The organism is Corynebacterium marquesiae (assembly GCF_030229635.1).
In the GTDB taxonomy this organism is placed as follows: Bacteria; Actinomycetota; Actinomycetes; order Mycobacteriales; family Mycobacteriaceae; genus Corynebacterium; species Corynebacterium marquesiae.
In genome coordinates this window covers 28,457-49,019 of sequence record NZ_JASPII010000016.1, presented here as the reverse complement: position 1 = coordinate 49,019, position 20,563 = coordinate 28,457, and the positions used below count along the sequence as shown (strand labels likewise).

The 20,563-nt window shown below is 57.5% G+C and carries 16 protein-coding genes and 1 pseudogene; 6 read left to right on the top strand and 11 right to left on the bottom strand.

The features are described 5' to 3' along the window. Positions 1-230 precede the first annotated feature (230 nt). A pseudogene (locus QP971_RS09960) lies at positions 231-1,442 on the bottom strand (IS256 family transposase); the annotation flags it as partial. Positions 1,443-1,694: 252 nt separating this feature from the next. Between QP971_RS09960 and uriT the strand changes: the two are divergent. The 3 genes from uriT to QP971_RS09945 all read left to right on the top strand — a co-directional run bounded on the left by uriT (position 1,695) and on the right by QP971_RS09945 (position 4,772). Next, positions 1,695-3,119 carry a uridine transporter UriT gene (gene uriT / locus QP971_RS09955; protein ID WP_284811631.1) on the top strand — a complete coding sequence of 475 codons (1,425 nt, stop codon included), beginning with the start codon at positions 1,695-1,697 and terminating at the stop codon, positions 3,117-3,119. 9 nt (positions 3,120-3,128) lie between these two features. Continuing rightward, entirely contained in the window at positions 3,129-4,070 is a 942-nt protein-coding gene (gene uriH / locus QP971_RS09950; protein ID WP_284811629.1) for a uridine-preferring nucleoside hydrolase UriH, read from the top strand. A 192-nt stretch (positions 4,071-4,262) separates the two neighbouring features. Continuing rightward, a complete protein-coding gene (locus tag QP971_RS09945) occupies positions 4,263-4,772 on the top strand; it encodes a gluconokinase (protein WP_284811627.1) in 510 nt (169 codons plus the stop codon). Here QP971_RS09945 and QP971_RS09940 read toward each other — a convergent pair. The 6 genes from QP971_RS09940 to QP971_RS09915 form a co-directional block, all read right to left on the bottom strand. After that, positions 4,769-6,163, bottom strand: coding sequence for a GntP family permease (locus QP971_RS09940; RefSeq protein ID WP_284811625.1), 1,395 nt, complete (start codon positions 6,161-6,163; stop codon positions 4,769-4,771). The two genes, QP971_RS09945 and QP971_RS09940, sit on opposite strands and share 4 nt — an antisense overlap. A gap of 172 nt (positions 6,164-6,335) precedes the next feature. Beyond that, positions 6,336-6,953, bottom strand: coding sequence for a zinc metalloprotease (locus QP971_RS09935; protein ID WP_269954380.1), 618 nt, complete (start codon positions 6,951-6,953; stop codon positions 6,336-6,338). A gap of 175 nt (positions 6,954-7,128) precedes the next feature. Then, positions 7,129-8,250 carry an ABC transporter ATP-binding protein gene (locus QP971_RS09930; RefSeq protein ID WP_284811624.1) on the bottom strand — a complete coding sequence of 374 codons (1,122 nt, stop codon included), beginning with the start codon at positions 8,248-8,250 and terminating at the stop codon, positions 7,129-7,131. Between the two features lie 44 nt (positions 8,251-8,294). Beyond that, positions 8,295-9,617 (bottom strand): ABC transporter substrate-binding protein, encoded by a 1,323-nt coding sequence (locus QP971_RS09925; RefSeq protein ID WP_269954382.1) that lies wholly within the window; start codon positions 9,615-9,617, stop codon positions 8,295-8,297. Positions 9,618-9,699: 82 nt separating this feature from the next. Further along, positions 9,700-10,545, bottom strand: a complete 846-nt coding sequence (locus tag QP971_RS09920) for a carbohydrate ABC transporter permease (RefSeq protein ID WP_239235176.1) — start codon at positions 10,543-10,545, stop codon at positions 9,700-9,702. A gap of 28 nt (positions 10,546-10,573) precedes the next feature. Next, entirely contained in the window at positions 10,574-11,554 is a 981-nt protein-coding gene (locus QP971_RS09915) for a carbohydrate ABC transporter permease (RefSeq protein WP_284788591.1), read from the bottom strand. Between the two features lie 260 nt (positions 11,555-11,814). Here QP971_RS09915 and QP971_RS09910 point away from each other — a divergent pair, with 260 nt between their 5' ends. From QP971_RS09910 to QP971_RS09900, 3 genes are all read left to right on the top strand, one after another. Next, entirely contained in the window at positions 11,815-13,032 is a 1,218-nt protein-coding gene (locus QP971_RS09910) for an amidohydrolase (protein ID WP_284811622.1), read from the top strand. Between the two features lie 517 nt (positions 13,033-13,549). Beyond that, complete coding sequence (locus QP971_RS09905; RefSeq protein ID WP_049378736.1) at positions 13,550-14,860, top strand: threonine/serine exporter family protein; 1,311 nt, start codon at positions 13,550-13,552, stop codon at positions 14,858-14,860. Between the two features lie 333 nt (positions 14,861-15,193). After that, positions 15,194-16,513 carry an MFS transporter gene (locus QP971_RS09900; RefSeq protein WP_284811619.1) on the top strand — a complete coding sequence of 440 codons (1,320 nt, stop codon included), beginning with the start codon at positions 15,194-15,196 and terminating at the stop codon, positions 16,511-16,513. Positions 16,514-16,770: 257 nt separating this feature from the next. Here the strand turns inward: QP971_RS09900 and QP971_RS09895 are convergent, their stop codons facing one another. The 4 genes from QP971_RS09895 to QP971_RS09880 all read right to left on the bottom strand — a co-directional run bounded on the left by QP971_RS09895 (position 16,771) and on the right by QP971_RS09880 (position 20,408). Next, positions 16,771-17,061 carry a YrhK family protein gene (locus QP971_RS09895; protein WP_239661104.1) on the bottom strand — a complete coding sequence of 97 codons (291 nt, stop codon included), beginning with the start codon at positions 17,059-17,061 and terminating at the stop codon, positions 16,771-16,773. A 57-nt stretch (positions 17,062-17,118) separates the two neighbouring features. Beyond that, positions 17,119-18,438 (bottom strand): amino acid permease, encoded by a 1,320-nt coding sequence (locus tag QP971_RS09890; RefSeq protein ID WP_284811617.1) that lies wholly within the window; start codon positions 18,436-18,438, stop codon positions 17,119-17,121. Between the two features lie 161 nt (positions 18,439-18,599). Then, positions 18,600-18,776 (bottom strand): glycine betaine ABC transporter substrate-binding protein, encoded by a 177-nt coding sequence (locus QP971_RS09885; protein WP_284811637.1) that lies wholly within the window; start codon positions 18,774-18,776, stop codon positions 18,600-18,602. 240 nt (positions 18,777-19,016) lie between these two features. Further along, entirely contained in the window at positions 19,017-20,408 is a 1,392-nt protein-coding gene (locus QP971_RS09880) for a hypothetical protein (protein WP_284811615.1), read from the bottom strand. Between the last annotated feature and the right edge of the window lie 155 nt (positions 20,409-20,563).

Here is a 20,563-nt window from a genome sequence, read left to right as displayed (position 1 = left end):
GATGAAGTCAGTGAGCATTTGGCGCATCAAATCTGGGGACGCTTGAGTCAGTAGCTCTTCGAGATACGCGGTCGGATCGATATGATGAGGGTCAGCGGCCATCGCAGGGTACTTCCTTTCGAGGATAGGTAAGAGTTGATTCGAAAGGTACCCGCGATGGTCGCCTTCATGCACACCGGCACAAGACTTACCGCGGGCTACAGATACACCACGTTAGGGGACGCAACCCCGCGCTTGTCTTCGATGTTGCAGATCATCAGCCACAGCGTCTTTAGTGCGGCTGTATCGTTCGGGAATTGGCCCCGGTTACGGGTAGCTTTACGCAGTTCGGCGTTGAGCGATTCGATCGAGTTGGTGGTGTAGAGCACCCGGCGTGCCGCCGGTGGGAACTGCAGAAACGGTACGAACCGCTCCCAGGCGTCGCGCCAGACTTTGACCGACTGGGGGTATTTCCGGCCAAGTTCACTGGCCTCGAAAGCATCCAGGCTGGCACGTGCGGTGTCCTCGTTAGCGGCTGTGTAGACCTCACGCAGCGCGCGGGAGACGCCTTTGCGGTCCTGGTAGGACACCCACCGGTTCGCAGCCCGAATCAGGTGCACAATACAGGTCTGCACCATGGAATTCGGCCAGGTTGCCTCAACTGCTTCAGGCAGGCCTTTGAGCCCGTCGCAACACACGATGAACACGTCTTGGACACCGCGGTTGGCCAGATCCGCACACACCGATGCCCAGAATGCGGCGCCTTCATTGTCCGCGATCCACAATCCCAGGATGTGTTTGATGCCGTCCATATCGACACCAACCGCCATATAGCAAGCCTTGTTGACCACGCGGTGGCCGTCACGGATCTTGACGCGTAGCGCGTCGAGGAAGATCACCGGGTAAAACTCGTCGAGCTGGCGGTTTTGCCAGATCATGACCTCGTCCAAGACCGCATCGGTAATGGTGCTGATCGTATCCGGACTCATATCCACCCCAAGGGTGGTTGCGAGATGGTGCTGAATATCGCGCACGGTCATCCCACCGGCATACAGCGAGATAATCATGTCGTCGAGCTCTGTGAGCCTGCGTGCACCCTTGGGCACCATGCGGGGAGTAAACGTGCCGGCACGATCCCTGGGCACGGTCACCTCAACTGCGCCGTAGCCAGAATTGACGGTCTTGGTGTACGACCCGTTACGGTGATTATTCTCCTGTGTGGTTTCGACCTGGGATTTCGCTTTGCGGTCGCAATGGCCGTAGCCCAAGTGTGCATCCATCTCCGCCTTAAGGCCAGCGTTGATCGATGCTTGCAGCAGGCCTTTGACCAGCTCGCTTGCATCATCAGCGGAGCTCGACAGCTCGCTGATCAAGCTGGCGATTTCAGGGTTTTCCATCAGCTTCTCGCTGATCTCATTGACCCTCGCCGGGTCATGGCTTTTCTTCGGTGACACCGTAGTCATTATCGGTGAAACTCCTTCTAGATCAGAGCCTCACACACAAACTTCCTGACACCCTCGAGAGGTACAGGAGGCTAAAGAAAGCATCACCGTTGCGGCAGTGACGATATAGGAGAGAGTCTTCATAAACTATGGATAGTAGACAATTAGAAAATATCTGGAGCGTTAAGCAATACTTTTCATGTGTTGGGCGAGAACTAGCTGAGCCAAGCTTTCCACTATCGAGCGCAGGATTCATCAACTACGTTTAAAGCCATGACTTCCACCGCCTCTGAGCCGCCAAAGCTCCAGCCCAGCTCCTATATCCCGTTGATGTTCGCACTGCTTACGGCGGTGTTCGCTTTCCAGCTCAATGCGTCGATGCTCTCGCCTGCCTTGGCGACGATGGAAGACGAGCTAGGCGCTACCACCGCACAGATCGGCCTGACGCAAACGGCATTCTTTACGGCCGCGGCACTATTCTCACTATTCCTGCCGCGCTGGGGTGACCTCATGGGTCGCAGGAAGGTCCTCGTTGGCATGATGGCGGTAGCTGCGCTGGGCTGCGTGGCTTCTGCCGTCGCACCGAACGTCGCCGTGCTGCTTATCGGCCGCATCATCCAGGGCGTGGCAGGACCTACGGTTCCGCTGTGCCTGATTATGCTGCGCCAGCAAGTGCTCAATGAACAGCAGTATGCCTTGCTGCTGGGAATTGTCACTTCCGTCAATGGTGGCATCGCTGGCGTGGACGCCCTAGCTGGCGGCTGGCTGGCGGGCAACTTTGGCTACCGCTCGGTCTTTTGGACCATGGCAGTACTATGCACCATCGCAGTAGTAGCGGTGCAGGTATTTACCAAGGAATCCACGGCCACCGAAACCCCACGCATGGATTGGGCGGGCGTTGTGCCCCTTGCCGTGGCGCTGGGCTGCGTTCTCACCGCATTCAACGAGGCCGGCAAGCTTGCCGAGGCCAATTGGTTCCTCGTCATCATCCTCATCCTCATCGGCGCCGCCGGTTTCTGGGCTTTCTGGAATGTGGAGAAGAAGGTCGCAGATCCGCTCGTTCCGGTGGCTTACCTGAAGCAGCGCCGCACGTGGGCACTGCTTTCTACCACGCTGCTCACCATGACCGGCGTCTTTGCAGTAATGAACGGTCTCATTCCAAACCTCGGCCAGGACCCAGACGCCGGTGCCGGCATTTCCGCCAGCACCATTTCCTGGGTCACCCTTACTCCGTACGCCCTCGCCGGCCTAGTCTTCGGCCCCATTGCCGGCTGGATGGCCTCCAAGCTGGGATATAAGTACGTCCTGCAAACCGGCCTCATTGGCACCGTCGTCGGCCTGATTATCTCCATTTTCGTCGTGGGCTTTCCGAACGCGTGGAGCCTGCTCTTCGTCTCAATTTTCTTGGGCGTGACCTACGCGGGCATTGCCAATATCATGCTTAACGGACTGGGTATTGTGCTTTCGCCGGCCGATAACCAGGGCTATCTTCCCGGCATGAACGCCGGCGCCTTCAACCTAGGCGCGGGCCTGTCCTTCGCGGTGCTCTTTGCGGTTTCCGGTTCCTTCGAACACGGCTACCGCGCGGGAATGATTGCCGGCGTCATCATCTTGTTTGCGGCCCTGGGCTTGTCCTTCCTCATTCCGCGACCGGAGTCTATTGATGACACCGTGGCGGCTGTCAACGCCCGAAAGTAGGCTCGTGACATGACGCGAAAAATCATTCTGGACTGCGATCCCGGCCACGATGATGCGGTGGCCCTGCTCCTAGCCATGGGGAACCCCACCATCGAGCTGCTGGGCATTACCACCGTGGGCGGCAACCAGACCTTGGATAAGGTCTCCCGCAATGCCCTGGTGGTCAAGGAAATCGCTGGTCATCCTGAGGTTCCGGTTTATGCCGGCTGCGATCGTCCGCTCGTGCGCCCTGTTGAGGTTGCCGAAGCTATCCACGGTTCCACCGGCATGGACGTGGAAGGCGTCCAACTTCCGGAGCCAAGCACCGCGCTTGCCGACGCCCACGCCATCGACTTCATCATCGACACCATCATGTCCCACGAGCCCGGCACCATCACTCTGGTGCCCACCGGCCCGCTTACCAATATTGCGATGGCAGCGCGCAAGGAGCCGCGCATCGTCGAGCGCGTCAAGGAAGTCGTCCTCATGGGCGGCGGCTACCACGAGGGCAATTGGTCCCCAGTCGCCGAATTCAATATCAAGATCGATCCCGAGGCCGCGCACATCGTCTTCGAAGAGCCTTGGCCCGTCACCATGGTGGGCCTGGATCTCACCCACCAGGCGCTTGCCACCCCGGAGGTCGAAGCCGAGATCAAGGCGCTAAATACTCCTGTCTCGGAGTTCGTCGTGGGCCTCTTCGGTTTCTTCCGCAAGGCCTACCAGGCCAACCAAGGCTTTGATAACCCACCGGTCCACGACCCGTGCACCATCGCTTACCTCATCGATCCGGACATCGTCCAGGCCCGCAAGGCACCGGTCCACGTCGAGCTTGCTGGTGCCCTTACCACCGGCATGACCGTCACCGATCTGCGCGAGCCTGCCGACGCCTCCTGCCACACCCAAGTCGCCACCACCCTCGACCACGCCGGTTTCTGGCGCCTAGTTATCGACGCCCTCAAAAACCTCGGCTAGGTCACCTTCGGCCCCGCGAGCCATCCAACTTTCAGCCACGTTATAGCCCTTGAACCATCAGTTTGAGGCAATAACGTGGCTGTTTTACATCTTGAGAAAAATATTGGCCTCGGCACTAGATGCGGTTGTTTAACCTGAGTTCGAGGGCTCTGCCTAAACTTGAAAGGAACACAATCAACGCAAGGAGCCACCATGGACCAGAACACTTTCCGCCACATCGTAGTGATGGGAGTATCCGGCTCGGGCAAGACAACGGTGGGGGAGGCGCTGTCGCCGTTGGTAGGTCTGGAGTATCGCGATGGCGATGATATGCATCCGCAGGCAAATATCGACAAGATGGCTGCAGGTACACCGCTCAATGATGCGGACCGGGAACCGTGGTTGAAGCAGATTGGTCAGTGGCTGGCGGATAGGCCAGAAGGTGCGATGGTGGGCTGCAGTGCGCTGAAGCGCAAGTACCGGGATTTGATTCGCGAGTACTGCCCAGCCGTGGTGTTCGTTCACGTACACGACGACTTTGATGTGCTGCATGAGCGGATGCAGCACCGGCCGGGGCACTTTATGCCGGCGTCGCTCTTGCAGTCGCAGTTCGATACCTTGGAACCGCTGGAAGAAGACGAAACTGGCCGCGTCTTTGATGTGACGCGGCCAGTCGAGGAGATTGCCCAAAAGGCTGCTGCTTGGATTAAGACTGGGGCCTAAAAGAGCGCTGCTACTGCGTAGAGCACCAAGACTAGGGCAAAGCCGATGACGGAAATCAGAATTTGGTTGACCGTCCAGGTCTTCAGTGTGGTGACCGTATCCATGCCCATCAGGCGGCCGACGAGCCAGAAGCCGGAGTCGTTGACGTGAGAGCCGAAGACGGAACCGGCGGCGGTAGCCACGACGATTAGGGCGAGTTGGAGCTCGTTGAAGCCGCCGGCTTCCACGGCCGGAACCATGAGGGCAGCGGCCGTTGTTAGTGCTACGGTGGCGGATCCTTGGGCTAAGCGCAGCGCCACGGCGATGAGGTAGCAGGCCAGGATAACGGGGATGCCGAGACCGGAGAGGGAATCGGCCAGGGCGTCGCCAATGCCAGAAGTGCGCAGTACTCCGCCGAACATGCCGCCGGCACCGGTGATGAGCACAACGGAACAGATGGGTCCGAGCGAGGAATCGACGAGCTTTTCCAGCGCAGTCTTTTCTACGCCGCGGCGCAGGCCTAGGACCACGAGTGCAATGAGCACGGTGATGAGCAGCGCGATCGGGGTCTGGCCCAGCATGACAAAGAACCGCACCCACGCGGAGTCGGCATCTATGGTGCCATAGGACGCCAGGGCATTGAGGCCGGTGTTGAAGAAGATGAGCACCATGGGGATCAGTAGGAGAGAAATCACCGTTGGGGCAGAGGCCGGCTTGAGGGGTTGCTCTTCTTCCGAAAGCACCGGGCCGGCGATGGCATCAGTAACCTTCAGCGGGAATTTCTTGCCGGAAAGCAGGCCGAAGCGGTAGCCGGAGATATACCAGGTAGGCAGTGCAAGCAGCAGGCCGACGAGGAGGACGAGGCCGAGGTCGGCGCCGTAGAACTCGCTTGCCGCCACAGGGCCTGGGTGCGGCGGCAGGTAGACGTGCATAACAGAAAATGCACCAGCGGCCGGCAGTCCAAAGGCAAGGACGGGGCCGTCTAGGCGGCGCGCTACGGCGAAGATAACCGGAAGCATCACAATCAGGCCGGCGTCGAAGAAGATAGGAAAGCCCATGATCAGCGAAGCCAGGCCGAGGGCAAGGGGAGCCTTGGCCTCGCCGAAGCGGTGAACCATGGCGTCGGCAAGCGATTTGGCGCCACCGGAGGCCTCCACCAGCCGGCCAATCATGGCGCCTAAGCCTACGAGCAGTGCCACCGACCCTAGTGTGGAGCTAAAGCTTTCGGTCATGGTGGGCACAATGCCCTCCAGCGGAATGCCTGCAGCCAGCGCCGTGAGCGCCGAGACCACCAGCAGGGTGAGAAAAGCGTGGAGCTTGAAATAGATGACCAGCACCAAAATCACGGCGATGGCGGCCACCGCAATGCCCAGCAGCGGGCCGGTAGATAGTGTAGGTTCCCACGTTTCCATAGAGAGTTCCTTTTCCTTTGCAAACCTTTGAATAATGGAAACGTTAGCAGTGGTCCTGTGTGCTGCCTAAAGCAATCGGCTAAATGCGACCTACCCAACACGGAGCCGGGTGAAGACAGAAAAATCCCCTAGGCGCCGTACTGGGCCTAGGGGAAAGCAGGCGTCAGGCGATTTAGTCGAACTGACCCTGGATGACAGCCGCCGCATCCAGCGGGGTCACGTGGTAGGAGATAGGATTCTGGTTGGCGCCGGCCATGAGCGCGCCGGCGCAGGAGTGGCCCGCGCCCATCATGTGGCCCAGCTCGTGGGCGATGGTGCCCTGGACTGCCTCTGGGTACTGGGCATTAGGAATCTTGATAAAGACCATCTTGTGATCTGGGTAGGCAGCGCCCTGGACGTAGCCATTTGGGTCGGGCTTGAAGATGATGGCGATGGTGTCATCATCAGCCTCAGAAGGCTTAACTTCCTTCAGGGAAGCCTTGCCCTTGAGGGCCTTGTTCCACTCGGCAACCGCGGCATCCAGCTGCTTGCGGTACGGGAAGTTTTCGACCACCTTGTACTCCAAAACGCCATCTTTGAAGTACGGCTTTACGGAGTCTTCATCGTGGAGGATGGAAGGATCCGGAACCGGCTTGCCATCGTTGGCCAGCTTGGTGATGGTCTTGCAGGTGCCTGGATCAATGAGGGAGCGAACTGGGTCGCTCTTGGCGCTGGCGGCCGGTGCGGCGACGGTACCGAGGATTGCGGTTGCAGCCAGAGTGACGGCAGAAAGCTTCTTGAAAGAATACATAGGCAGTGAGTTACCTTTCGGTTGATTTTAAGGTTCGCTGAGTGCGATATGCCCAGCAATAACCGTGGTAAATGGCATTGTGCGGGTTACTTATGCGTGCGAGCATATATCAGTTTCTTATTGTCTGCAAAGGGAAAAATAAGAATCTAAGGTGTCAACTGCCTATTTTCTACTTCTAGTTCAGGCGTTCGCCAGTAGTGGTGCTAAATAGATGCACTCGGTCCGGGTCGGGGGAAACGTAGAAAGTATCGCCCACCGCATAGCGGCCGCGGGCATCGACCAAAATGCCGGTCTGGCCACCCATCCGGGTCGAGGACTTGAGCACGCCGTCGGCGGAGCTGTTGCCGGCGGCGTCGTCAAGCTCGCCATAGACATAGGTCTGGTTGCCCAGCTCCTCGACGTGCGCGACGGTGAACTTTGCCCCGCCATCGCCGGTATCGCTTAGCTGCCAGTCTTCCGGGCGGATGCCCACCGTGACGGTCTCCACGCCCTCAAAGTTGTAGTTGGCCAGATTAATGCGGGTAGAGCCGATGGTGAGCTCAGAGGAGTTATGGGTGAGGTCGTAGATATTCATCGCCGGGGAGCCAATGAAACCGGCGACAAAAACGTTCTGCGGGCGGTCATAAATGGTGCGGGTGGTATCCACCTGCTGTAGGACGCCGGCGTTGAGAACGGCGACGCGGTCACCCATGGTCATTGCCTCAGTCTGGTCGTGGGTGACATAGACGGTGGTGGTACCAAGGCGGCGCTGCAGGTTGGAGATCTGCGCGCGGGTGGAAACGCGCAACTTGGCATCCAGGTTGGATAGCGGCTCGTCCATACAGAATACGGCTGGTTCGCGGACGATGGCGCGGCCCATGGCCACGCGCTGGCGCTGGCCACCGGAAAGGTTAGCCGGCTTGCGGTCAAGAAGGTCTTCCATCTGCAGGATCTTCGCGGCCTCGTGCACGCGGGATTTAATCTCGTTCTTCGGGACCTTGCGGTTTTCCAGCGCGAAGGACATATTCTGCGCCACGGACATATTGGGGTAGAGGGCATAGTTCTGAAAGACCATGGCCACGTCGCGGTCCGATGGGCTGACCCCGGTGACGTCCTTACCACCGATGCGGATGGAGCCGCGGTCGGTGGGCTCGAGACCTGCCAGCATGCGCAGGCTGGTGGACTTGCCGCAGCCGGATGGGCCAACGAGGACCAAGAATTCGCCATCGGCAATATCCAGGTTGAGGCGGTCAACGGCGGGGCGTTCCGCGTCCTTAGAGTAGATGCGGCTTGCGCCATCGAAGGTGACAGTAGCCATGGTTACCTTTCAGAATCTAGTGGGGAAGGGGCGGCTGCGAGAGCCTACTTATTGATGACGGTCTTGACTTGGTTGTCATAGATAGACTGCAGGGTCTTTTGTAGATCGGTCAGCACCTTGGTGACGTCATCGCGGTTGGTGACGATCTTTTCAAAGGCGCCGCCGATTTCCTGGTCCGCGCCGGGCAGGAAGACGCGGGCATTGTCCTGCGGTCGGGTCTCTGGCAGCTGCTTGATAGCGGTTTCGAAGTTCGGGTTGTCCTTCATGAACTTCTTTTGGTCCTCGTTGTCCACCGCGGTGGAGCGCACCGGCATGTAGCCCACGTTCTGGGACCAGTAGCAGGTGTTTTCCTCATTGGTGATGAAGTCAATGAGCTTGATAGCAGCCAGCTGGCGGTTCTTGCTGATGCCAGCCGGGATAGCCAGGCCGGCACCACCGGTGGGGCAGGCGCCTTCGCCAGTCGGGTTAGGCAAGAAGGCGGTGCCGAGCTCGAACTTGGCGGTATCGGTCAGACCCGCCAGGTCACCGGTGGACAGGACGGTGGCGGCGGCGCGGCCGGTGCCGAACTCCATAGCCATGTCATTGCCCACGTAGGAGTAACCGTTTTTCTCATCGGTGATGTCCTTGAGCCATTCGACGGCCTTGATGGTCTTGTCATCGGTGAACTTCAGATCCCACTCATCGGAGTAAGCGCCGCCCTTGGACCACAGCGGGCCCTGGAAGATCCAGCCCAGGTAGTCCACGGCATCGCCCCAGCCAAAAGGCTTCATCTTGGAATCAGCCTCAGCCAGCTTCTTGGACCACTCATCCATCTCATCCCAGGACTTCGGGCCGCGGTCTGGCAGACCGGCCTTCTTCCACGCGTCCTTGTTGTAGTAGAACAACGGCGTGGAACGAGCGAAAGGAAGCGCAAAGTGGCCGCCGTCGTAGTTGTAGTCCTCATAAAGGGGCTGTACGTAGGTAGACAGGTCGATGCCCGCTTCCTTAGCAAGGTCATCCACGTTGGCGATTTGGTCATTGATGGCAAAGTTGTACCACCAGACGTCAGACAGCACCACGATGTCCGGCAGGTCCTGGCCGGTCAGCGCGGCGTTGAACTTCTGTGCTGCTTCTTCGTAGTTCTTGCCGGCATCAACGAGGTTGACCTTGATGTCCGGGTTCTCCTTTTCAAAGCGGGAGATGATCTCCTTCTCAATGTCCTTGGAAGTGCCCGGGTGGTTGGACCACCAGGTCAGCTCGGTGACTTCACCGTCGCCGCCCTTGTCGTTGCCACCCTGCGGATTGGTGGACGAGGTGCCGGCACAAGCTGCGAGTGCGGTAGCAGAAGCGGCTGTGGAGGCTAGGGCGAGGAATTTGCGACGTAGCATGTAGTTCTCCTTAAAAAAGGGTGGTTAAGGGGTGGAAAGTAAAGCAAGTGGAAACGGCGAGCGTGGGTGGGGAAGAAGCCTTCTAACCCTTCACGGCGCCAGTGGTGAGGCCTTGAATCATGTACTTTTGCAAGGCCAGGAAGATGATGACCATTGGGATGATGGTGAGAATGGTGGCGGCCATTACCGGGCCCCAGTTGGTCACGCCATCGTTGTTTTGCAGCATGGTCAAACCCACCTGCAGCGGGGCAACGTCCTCTGTATCCGCCATGAGGAAGGGCCACAGGTAGGTATTCCATTCATTGACCATGGTGATGACGGAAAATGCGGTCAGCGTGGGCCATGAGACCGGTAGTAACACCTTGGTGAGCAGGCGGATAGGGCCGGCGCCGTCCATGCGGGCGGCTTCCACCAGCTCATAGGGCAGGGACAAAAAGTGGTTGCGCATCAAGAAGGTACCGAAAGCCACGCCGGCCAGCGGCACGATGATGCCCACGAAGGTATTGCGCCAGCCCAAGGAATTGACCAGGGCGTAGTTGGAAATGACGGTGATTTCGCTGGGCACCATGAGCGAGGAAATGACCAGCAGGAATACCAGGTGGCGGCCCGGGAAGCGCAGGATGGCCAGCGCATAGGCGGAGATAACTCCCAACACGATCTTGATGATGGATAGCACTGCGGTAATAAGCACCGAGTTGCGCAGGTAGGTCCAGAAAGGCACGCGGGTGGTGGCGTCGGAGTAATTCTCAGTCTCCCATACCGGCGGAAGCCAATTGACCGGGTCGGTATAAATATCGCCCTTGGCCTTAAACGAGGTCATGAGGATCCAAAACAGCGGCAGGCCAATGAGCAGCAAGACCGCCAGGATGCCCAGGTAGCCGCCGATGAGTTTGGCGCGGCGGGCGGTGGGGGATTCATCCGTGACCATGTGAAGGGTAGAAGTAGCCATGTTGGGGTTAACCTCGCTTATCCATGATGCGGACCTGGATCAGGGTGATGATGAGCAGGATGAGGAACAAGATGGTGGCGGCAGTCGCACCGTAGCCGGCGCGGAAGTTGACGAAGGTCTCGTTGTAGATCTGGAAGACCAGCGTCTGCGTGCCATTGCCCTGCGGGCCGCCACGGGTCATGACGTTGATGATGTCGAAGACCTGCACGGAGTTGAGCAGCACCGTAATGGATAGGAAGAAGGTGGTATTGCGCAGCTGCGGCATGGTCACGCGCCAGAACTTGCGCCAGCGTCCGGTGCCGTCGATAGCGGCAGCTTCATCTAATTCCTTATCCAGGCCCTGTAGTGCTGCCAAATAGATGACAAAGGTATAGCCTAGGTTCTTCCACACAAAGGTAAAGGTCACCATGAACATGGCCCAGCCCGGTACTGCGTAGAAGTTGGGGGAGTCCACACTGAACCAGCCCAGTATTTCCTGGATGAGGCCAAAGTTGGGGTCGAAGACGAATTGGAAGGCAATGCCAATGGCCGCGCCGGAGATGGCATAGGGGGCAAAGACCACCGAGCGCGCAAAGTTGCGGCCCTTGATGTTTTGGTTCAGCAGCAAGGCCAGCGCTAGGCCGATGACCATGGAGCCAATCACTGCGAAGAAGGTAAAGACCAGGGTGTTGAGCACGATGGTCTTCGTGTCATCGCGGCTAAACCACTCCACATAGTTATCCAAGCCCACGAAGGTGGAGGTGGGGCTGGAGATATTCCAATTGAAAAAGGAGAGGCGGATATTGTCCAGCAGCGGCCGGTAGGTAAAGACAGCCAGCAAGATAAGGTTCGGCGCTAAGAGCGCCGCGGCCAGTAACCATTCCTTGTGGCGGTTGCGCTTGGCCTTGCGGACAAGCGCCGCGGAATCACCGGAGTTTTCCGCGCGTGCGGGAGATGCGGTTGTAGTGCCGGCGACACCGGCACCGAGAGAGTCTTCCTGAAAAGTCACTCGGTCAATCTAGAGCGGGCAGGTGACACCCAGCTACACAGAAAACAAACATCTGATGAATAATAAGAAGCCGATGAGTTAAAGGTGGACACGTCATCAAAGGTTCTATAAAGTCGCAGCGCAACCCCCCTATGGCGCTGGTCGCTCCGCTGCCCAACTATGTCTGCCGTTACAAAGATGCCCCGCTTGCCGGCGCCACCTTCCTCCCACCCCACTACACTGGCCCCTACAATCGACCGCGACCCCACCAGGAGGAAGCAATGTCTGTTCGTACCGTTTGCAGCAACTATGACTCCGTCAAGGCCTGGCAGGAGCCGCTCTATAAGGATCTCCACCGGCACCCGGAGTTATCCATGCAGGAAGAGCGCACGCTGGGCATCATCAAAGACGAGCTTTCTGAGCTTGGCTTTCACCAAATTGAAGTAGGCGGCGGCGTGGTCGGTGTCTTAGAAAACGGTGCTGGGTCTACCGTCATGCTGCGCGCGGACTTCGACGGCCTGCCGGTTAAGGAGGATACCGGCCTAGATTACGCCTCCACCGATACCGCCGTTGACCAGGAAGGAAACGCGGTCCCCGTCATGCACGCCTGCGGCCATGACTCCCACGTGGCCAGCCTGCTGGGCATGGGCGCGCTCATGGCGCAGGCCACCGACCAGTGGTCTGGCACCCTACAGCTCATTTTCCAACCGGGCGAGGAGATTGCCGCCGGTGCCCAGTCCATGGTGGATGACGGACTTGTGGACAAGGTCGCCACGCCGGACGTGGTACTGGGGCAACACGTCTTTGCCAGCAACTTTCCCGCCGGTACGGTGGCGCTGGCCTCCGGCCCATTCATGTCCACCGCGGTCAGCATGGACGTCAAGGTTTATGGCCAAGGTTCGCACGGCTCCATGCCGCACCTCAGCGTCGATCCCGTTGTACTGGCCAGCTCCATTGTCATGCGTTTACAGACGGTCATCTCCCGCGAACTCAACCCCTCCGAATTCGGCGTGCTGACCGTGGGTGCCATCAATGCTGGCTCGAAAGCAAATATCATCCCCTTCGAGGCCAACCTAAAGATCAATGTGCGCGCCTATAGCGAGCAGGTGCGCGATAAAATCACCGGCGCCATCGAGCGCATCGTCAATGCCGAGTGCGAGGCCGCCGGCAGCCCGCAGCCCGCCGAGTTCAGCTACCACGATTCCTACCCGCTTACCAGCAACGATAAGGACACCACGGAGCGCCTTCAGGAAGCCTTTACTGCCTACTTTGGCCCCGACCGCGTCCTTGATGCCGAGCCCCTCACCGCCTCGGAGGATTTTTCCACCATTGCCCGCGCCTTCGGCGTTCCCTACTGTTTCTGGGTATTTTCAGGCCGAGAAGAAGAAAAGGATGTCCCTAACCACAGCCCGCACTTCGCCCCGCTGCTCCAGCCCACTCTGCGCACCGGCACCGAAGCCCTTATCGCCGCTGCGATGAGCTACCTAGGAAACAACTAACCGACACGCAACATTCGGCCGCACAGCTCCAATGGGGTGTGTGGCCATTCCTCCTGGCATGCGCGCTGTATGCGGCGGCGGGGTGGGGGGAGTAGTCCGCAGGATCCATAACCGCGAATCTGGGCCCTGCATCGCTTTCCGACGCCCACTTCTTCCTTCACACCCCAACCTGCAGACCCCTAAAACAGCTCCAGCGCCCGGGCCTCGCTTGGGGCCACAGGGCGCTGGAACTGGTTCTCTCTATCTCTCTTGCGTTCTCTCGAACACTAAAAACAAGATAACGCGCTAGGCTGCCATAGGTCTGAAATTTGTCTGTGAATATAGTGGCAATCATTTGGTGGAAGGTAAAAATGACTCAATCAGCTTACGGGTATAAAGGTGGAGGCCTTTGGATTGCTGAACATGATTCACAAGAGGCTTCTTTTGCGTAAGGTTCTAGGAATGCTACAAGTGCACTATCGGGTTGGGGTCGACAAGTCTTTAATTGTGCGCCGAGAGCAATGTCAGAGGAGGAGATATGGCACAACAATTTGATCCAGAGATGCATCGGCAAATGGGTGTCGAGGCGGACGTTGTATTGCGGGTGGGAATGCTCCTAATGGGTGCCGGCACCTCTGGTTATCGCGTACTTAGAGGGATGAAACGGAGTGCGCGAGCTTTGGGGTTTGACCATCTAGATGCCACAGTGGGTCTGACGCAGATTACCTGTACGTTTCACCGCGGCGAATACTTCCGGACGGTCATTGCTCGGCAGCATTCGCCTGCAGTTGATGCCTCTCGGATTGAAGCCTTGGAAGATTTAACCCACAACCGCCTCTACGCAGGGATCACTGCACAGGAGTTAGCGGCGATGCTGGATACTATTGAGCATAATGTCAAAAAGCGCTGGGGCGGTCTAATCCTTTCTTTCGCTGCCGCGATCGCATGTGCGGCGTTTGCGTATCTTAATTTTTTCCCGCTGGAAGCAGTGGGGTTGGTTGCTTTGGCGGCGTTTGCAGGCCAGTTTGTTCGTTATACAGTTCTCCACCGTCACGTTCATCAAATTGGAGGAGTGATTGCTGGTGGAGCGACGGCAAGCATTGTTTTCTTTTTGTTGACGGAGATTTTCGGAGCTTTAGGTTCGGTGGAGCCTAGTGAATTGTCCTCGGGCTTTGTAGCAGCTGTTTTATTCTTGATTCCTGGGTTTCCACTTTTCTCTGCTTTGATCGACATAGCCCGCTTTGATCTTGATGCGGGTATTGTCAGGTTGGGGTATGCTTTCACCGTTATATTTACGGCCGCTTTCACGGTCTCAATGGTTAGCTGGCTGACTAAACTTAGCCCTGACCCACCTGCACCTGCACAGGATATGCAATGGTTTCTGTTGGCGCCGCTGGCAAGTTTTCTAGGCATTGCTGGGTTTGCTTTTCTTTTTAACTCTTCCCGCCGCATGGTCTTAGTAGCGGCGTGTGTTGGAACCGTGGCAAATGAGCTTCGTTTGATTCTAATTCACGCGGGAACAACCATTTTCTTTGCAGCCTTCGTGGGTGGATTGCTTATCGGGTTGCTGGGGGCAGTAGCTTCTAAAAGGGCGCGTCTTCCTCGTATTACAACCACCGTTCCGGCCGCGGTGATTATGATCCCAGGGGTGACAATGTTCCGGGCAGTGTTTTATTTGAACGATGGTCAGATGGATCAAGCGTTGGCCAATGTAGCAACTGGAATGATGGTAGTTGGATCTATTGGTGCCGGTTTGGTCTTTTCTCGCCTGCTTACTGATAAGGATTGGGCGCTGGGCCGTCTCATTGATTTTGATAAAAAGCTTCCGCAAAGGCCTTCTTCCGCGTGATGCTTAGACTCTTGTTAGAAAGGCCTGTTGTCCTGTGGAAACTGAAACTACCAAGGGTCCTCTCTGCCTCTCTCATATGCGCTCTCTCAAACGCCCGAAATCAGTATGGGGCACTGGGCCGTAGCGCCCATGGGGTCTAGCTGTTGAGTTGCTGTTAGTAGTTGGGAATGGGGTGGGGAGGGCGTCGGAAAGCGCGGCAGAGGTAGAGCTGTGCAACATTGGAACATGAAAGTGACGTAGGGCATAGTTTGTTTCTGTAGGGTGGAAGATATGCGCGCACTCAGGCTGCGCCGTTTCACATGCTTGTAGAGCTACAGAATTGAGGTGAGGAGCATGTCTCCTCTCACAGCACAACCCCCAGCCAAGAACGCCGTGCCGGCACAGGTGGAAGATACAGAAGTTACGAAACGCCAACATCGCTCGGCCATTAAGGCGGCGTTCATCGGCACCTTCATCGAGTGGTTCGACTACGCGGCCTATATCTATATGTCCGCGATTATCTCCCGCGTGTTCTTTCCGGAGATGGAAGGCCGCCGCGCGCTGATTATGACGTTTGCGCTCTTCGCGCTGTCATTCCTGGTGCGGCCGTTGGGAGGCATTGTATGGGGTCACTTTGGCGATAAATACGGGCGCATCCACACGCTGACGGTGTCTATTGTGATGATGTCGGTGGCTACCGCGTGCATCGGATTCCTGCCGGGGTATGCCACCATTGGCTTTGCCGCCTCCATCTTGCTATTGCTGTGTCGCATGGTGCAGGGATTTTCCGCAGCCGGAGAGTATGCAGGCGCGGCCACGCACCTAGCTGAGATTGCCCCGGCCGGTAAGCGTGGCATCTATTCGGCGGTAGTGCCGTCCGCGACGGCCTCGGGTTTGCTCTTGGGCTCGCTCATTGCGGCACTGCTGACTGGAGTCCTCGATGATGCCGCCCTGGATTCCTGGGGGTGGCGCGTACCATTCCTCATTGCGCTGCCTTTGGGTCTGTATGGCCTGTGGATTCGCCGCAACACGGAAGAGTCCTCCCACTTTGAGGATCAAGATGAGCCGGAGGAATCCCCGCTGCGTGAGGTCCTCAAGTATCCCAAGGCCCTGGCCATTGCCTTTGCGGGCGCGGTTCTCAACGCCATTGGCTTCTACGTCATTTTGACCTACCTGCCCACATACCTGTCGGAGGAGTTGGGCATGGCCGCGACGCCGGCGTTTATCGCGTCCTCGGTGGCGTCCGCATTCTATGTCGGCTTTGCCCTGCTGACTGGCATGCTTTCGGACCGCTTGGGCCGCCGCACAACGATGCTGTGCGCGGCCGCGTTCATGGGTGCGTCCATCATTCCGGCCTTTATGCTTCTCGATGGCGCCGGGCTCCTGCTTGTCATTATCATCCAGGTCTGCTTGGGCGGCGTGCTGGCGCTTAACGACGGCGTCCTGCCCTCCTTCCTTTCCGAACAATTCCCCACGCACGTGCGCTTGTCCGGCTTCGCGCTGACGTTTAATACGGCCAATGCTGTCTTTGGCGGTACCGCTCCCATGATTGCCACCTGGCTTATTGATGTCACAGGCCTGCAGCTTGCTCCCGCCTTCTATTTGGTGGCTGCGGCGCTGGTGACCGGAACTGCGGTGCTATTCGCTTCGAAACACAATAAGCTGCACCAGTAGCGCTTCGGCACAAAGTAAAACGCCTGCGGCCCTCGGAACCAAAAGGAACCGAGGGCCGCAGGCGTCTCTCTCTACAAGGTGTTTCCATGTATCGGCTTAAGCCGCCCTCTGGAAACTGAGGGGTTCTCTCTATCTCTCTCGTATGCGCTCTCTCAAACGCATGATTTAAGTATGGGGCATAGGGCTGCTACCACAATGGATTGTGCCTGATAAGTCCCTGCTAGTTGCTGAAAGTTTACTGCTAGCCCATCTGCGGCTTAGTAGTCATAACTTTCGGCAGTGTTTGCATCTGCGCCAATGCGTTGCAGGTGTGTACGGCGCTTTAAGCGGATAGCCGGGCGGGCTGCCATGCCGAGGCTGCCCAGAAGGTAGAAGACGGTAGCGACCATCGACAAGCCGGCAAGTGTCAGCACCGAGCCGAGGATAAAAACCACGGAGATGGCGATGTCATTGGCGATAGAGAAAGTCTCGTATTTGTTTTTGATTCTGATTTCGTTGTTCTGCCCGAGCTTAATTGTGAAGTCGGGATCCTTTTCCTGTTCTGACATGATGCCTCCCACCTTGCCAGACAGGAAAAGTCCTTGTCGAGCCACGTTTTTGTGGGATTATTGGAACATTCCCCAGATGGTGGCGAAGAGCACGATTAAGCCCATAACTGCCACAAAGTAGTTGGTCTTTTTACCGCGGAAGCGGGCTAGTGCCTCCACGCGGTAGATGACCCAAATAGGCAGCAGGTAGGTCATGAATGCGAAGAAGACGCCGCCTACGACAGAAATCATGTCCAGGATCGAGGGGTTGAAAATTCCTACTAGAGACGTGGTGATGAAGATGAAGAGGTAGGTCCACAGGTCAAGCGTGCGCGCAGACATCTTCTTTGTGGCTTTCGGGGCGGCCAGGTTGAAGAGGTACTGGGTACCCTCGATGGTGCCAAGGGCGTGGCCGAAATAGGACGAAGCCACTGCGCAAATAACCACGATGGGCGCCATGTAGGCCATAAATGGGGTGCCGGTTTCGTTGGCGAAGTAGGAAAGTACCGGCAGGTTCTTGTCATTTGCCTCTTGCATGCCGTCTGCACCCATGGCTAGGGCGCAGGACCAGACAAAGAACATGGTGAAGATGGTCAGCAGGATGGCTGAATTGCGGATAACCTTATCGGACTGTGCGTGGTGGTCCGCGCCGTATTCCTTTTCCATACCCAGCGAGAACTGGGAGATCGCAGCAACGAAGGAAAAGGAGAAAACCAATACGGGAAGGATAAGGATGATGGCCTTGATCACGCCGCCAGCGGTGTGATCGCCGGCCTCCATGAAGGAACCGAGGTCCCATTGCGGAATGAGGTAGAGCGATACCACTGCGAGCGCCACGATGAGCGGGTAGACCACGAACTGGGCAATCTTCAGCATGATGGCATTGCCAAAGGCCAGCGCGAGTGTCATGAGGCCCACGCACAGCGGCGCCAGGATGTAGCGGGAGATTTCCGGGCCACCCAGCTGGTTGACGATGAAGCTATCGACCGTATTCGTAATCGATACGCCGTAGATAAGCACCACCGGGAAGATCGTGAACCAGTAGATGATTGCCAGGATGATGCCATTGCCGCGGCCGAAGAAGTGGGTGAGTACCGCGAGGACATCTTCGCCGTGTAGCGGGGAATAGCTGATGATCCAGGAAAACGCGCGGTGGGCCAGGTAGGTCATCGGGAAGATGAGCAGGGTAGCCACCAGCAGTGGGATGAAGCCGAAGCTGCCGGCAGAAATCGGCAAGAAGAGGATACCTGCGCCCACGGCAGTGCCGAAGAGTGTGATTGTCCACTGGCTGTTGACGGCCTTATTGGTGGTCACCTGGCTGCTGTTGGGGGTGTCTGTGCCGCCGGTAGTGGGTGAACTGGCCGGTGAAGCAGGCGCATTCGCAGTCGTGTGAGACATAGAATTCATCCTTCAGTACGTGTGAATGAGCTAACATAAACAATCTATCTGAAGGTTTTGTCGAACGAAAGCAAATTTGTGATCTAAGTTAAATAAATGTTAAAGACTGCCGCACAGAGGGTGGCGCGATGGTCTTTGGGAATCTTGCTAAGACCTGGCAGCTAGTCCGCGATCAGGTTTTCTTCCTGCAAGAAATCGAGAGACACGGTGGTGTAGTCCTCGCCATCGACGCCGACGCGGGCATTGAGTTCCTGCATCTTTTCGCCGGTAAGCGGCTGTGACAGGAGAGCGAAGAACTCTTCAATCTCTGGGTGTTCATCTAAAACCTCGGTCCGAATAACCGTGGCAAGGTTGTGCTTAGGAAAGAACGGATCAGGGTCTGTCCATAACCTGCAGCTGCAGAGCCTAGACGCGACCGTAGGGGGCGAAAACTGAGCCAGATAGCGCCGCAGACAATATGTGTTGCCATGTAAAAGGAAATGAACAAGAAGAAAGCCGCCGCACCGTTTGATGGTGCGGCGGCCTTCTGGATGAGACTGGCTAGGAAACTATGTTTCTAGGGCAGAAGTGGGGTGTTCTTAGAACAGACCCTCAGCCTTCTTGCCGGTGTCCTTCAGGGTGTGTTCGCGGGAGTCAACGTTCTGGTCGTTGTGCTTGGAGTCATCACCTTTGATGCGGGAAGTCTGGGTTACCTCGATGTTGTTGATGAGGCGGCCTTCCTTGGTCTTGCCATCGCCGAAGTCCAGGTTGGCGATGCGGGCCTCTTCGCCAGCGTTAATCGGGTTAGCCAGGGTTACCTCGAAGGAGCGGGTGGAGGTCTTCTCGTTGAAGCCCAGGTCACGGATGTGAGCGCCGTTGGAGGAACGCGGGGTGATGAGGCGGTCAACGCCCTTCGGGCCCTTAGCGGTCTTCACGTCCACGCGGAACTGGGTAGCTGGGAACTCGCCGTAGTAGCGCTCGGAGCCAACGTTCTTAGCGTGCAGCGCAACGGTGCCTGCGAAGCCAGCGTGCTTAGCTCCGGAAACGGTCAGGTAAGGCTCGAGGTCGAGCTTGTGCTTGGAGTCCTTCTTGTCCTCCTTGGCGTCAACCTCTTCCTGCTTCTTCTTGTCGGCAGCCTCTTCGTTCTTGCCCTCTGCTTCAGAGACCTTCTCGGTTGCTTCCTTGGCGTTGCCCTCGGATTCCTTGACTACCTCTGCGTCAGCCTCGAGGTTCTTGTCCTCTTCAACAACCTTCGGGTCATTGACGTCGGTGGTGTTCTGAGCGTCCTTGTTAGGAGCGTAGGAGTCAGACAGCTTGTCGTACAGCTTGACGCGAACCTCGTTCTTTACCGGCTGCATAGCGTTCCAAGCAGTCGGGGTGGACCAGGTGCCGTTTGGCTTGCAGTACTGCTGGGTACCAGTCATGTTCAGCACGCGGAAGCCGTAGGTAGCCTCGCCGGTGTGGTTTGGCGGAACGTCGTAAGGTCCGATGGACTGGCCAGCATCCCAAGACAGGGAGTAGGAAGCGCTAGCACCAATCTTGGTAGCGATCTCGTGAGAGATGCCGAAGGAGCCTTCAGCGCCCTTCTTGGAGCCCTTGCCGCCCAGGTTCATGGACGTGGTCTCGGTGCGGTCACCGTTGACGGAAAGGGAGATGGACTGAGACTTGGACAGATCCTGCTGCAGCGGGATGTCCTTCTTGGTCTGGTTGGTGGTGGAGATGGTGCCGGCCGGCAGGAAGCGGTCGGAGACCTTGTAGACCACGGTGCGGTGGTCCTCCCACGGGTTACATACCGGGCGAGGGTTCAGGATATTCGCCTTCATGTGGTCGGAACCGTGGGTGGTGTGGATGATTGGCAGGTCCGGGTTCAGGGCCGGGGTCTCCGGGTAGGACTCGGTCTGGGTAGCTGCGCCAGCCAGCGGTGCCGCGAATGCGGTGCCGGCGACGATGAGGCCGGCGGTCAAGCCGGTCATGCGACGACGGATCGACATATAGAACTTCTCCTAGGCAGGTAGAAAATGAATGAACTTATGAATGAAATCCAGCAACTCTCAATGTTGCGCTAAGAAGACGCTAAAACAGGCTTAGAATTAATTCATTTCTTAGATGTCTATATATTTGCCACGGCGGCGGGTGGGTATTTTTT

Bases quoted from the DNA above. Each gene is read 5' to 3' on its own strand.
- uriT (WP_284811631.1), top strand. From the start codon at position 1,695: ATGACTTCCACCGCCTCTGAGCCGCCAAAGCTCCAGCCCAGCTCCTAT.
- uriH (WP_284811629.1), top strand. From the start codon at position 3,129: ATGACGCGAAAAATCATTCTGGACTGCGATCCCGGCCACGATGATGCG.
- QP971_RS09945 (WP_284811627.1), top strand. From the start codon at position 4,263: ATGGACCAGAACACTTTCCGCCACATCGTAGTGATGGGAGTATCCGGC.
- QP971_RS09940 (WP_284811625.1), bottom strand. From the start codon at position 6,163: ATGGAAACGTGGGAACCTACACTATCTACCGGCCCGCTGCTGGGCATT.
- QP971_RS09935 (WP_269954380.1), bottom strand. From the start codon at position 6,953: ATGTATTCTTTCAAGAAGCTTTCTGCCGTCACTCTGGCTGCAACCGCA.
- QP971_RS09930 (WP_284811624.1), bottom strand. From the start codon at position 8,250: ATGGCTACTGTCACCTTCGATGGCGCAAGCCGCATCTACTCTAAGGAC.
- QP971_RS09925 (WP_269954382.1), bottom strand. From the start codon at position 9,617: ATGCTACGTCGCAAATTCCTCGCCCTAGCCTCCACAGCCGCTTCTGCT.
- QP971_RS09920 (WP_239235176.1), bottom strand. From the start codon at position 10,545: ATGGTCACGGATGAATCCCCCACCGCCCGCCGCGCCAAACTCATCGGC.
- QP971_RS09910 (WP_284811622.1), top strand. From the start codon at position 11,815: ATGTCTGTTCGTACCGTTTGCAGCAACTATGACTCCGTCAAGGCCTGG.
- QP971_RS09905 (WP_049378736.1), top strand. From the start codon at position 13,550: ATGGCACAACAATTTGATCCAGAGATGCATCGGCAAATGGGTGTCGAG.
- QP971_RS09900 (WP_284811619.1), top strand. From the start codon at position 15,194: ATGTCTCCTCTCACAGCACAACCCCCAGCCAAGAACGCCGTGCCGGCA.
- QP971_RS09895 (WP_239661104.1), bottom strand. From the start codon at position 17,061: ATGTCAGAACAGGAAAAGGATCCCGACTTCACAATTAAGCTCGGGCAG.
- QP971_RS09890 (WP_284811617.1), bottom strand. From the start codon at position 18,438: ATGTCTCACACGACTGCGAATGCGCCTGCTTCACCGGCCAGTTCACCC.
- QP971_RS09880 (WP_284811615.1), bottom strand. From the start codon at position 20,408: ATGTCGATCCGTCGTCGCATGACCGGCTTGACCGCCGGCCTCATCGTC.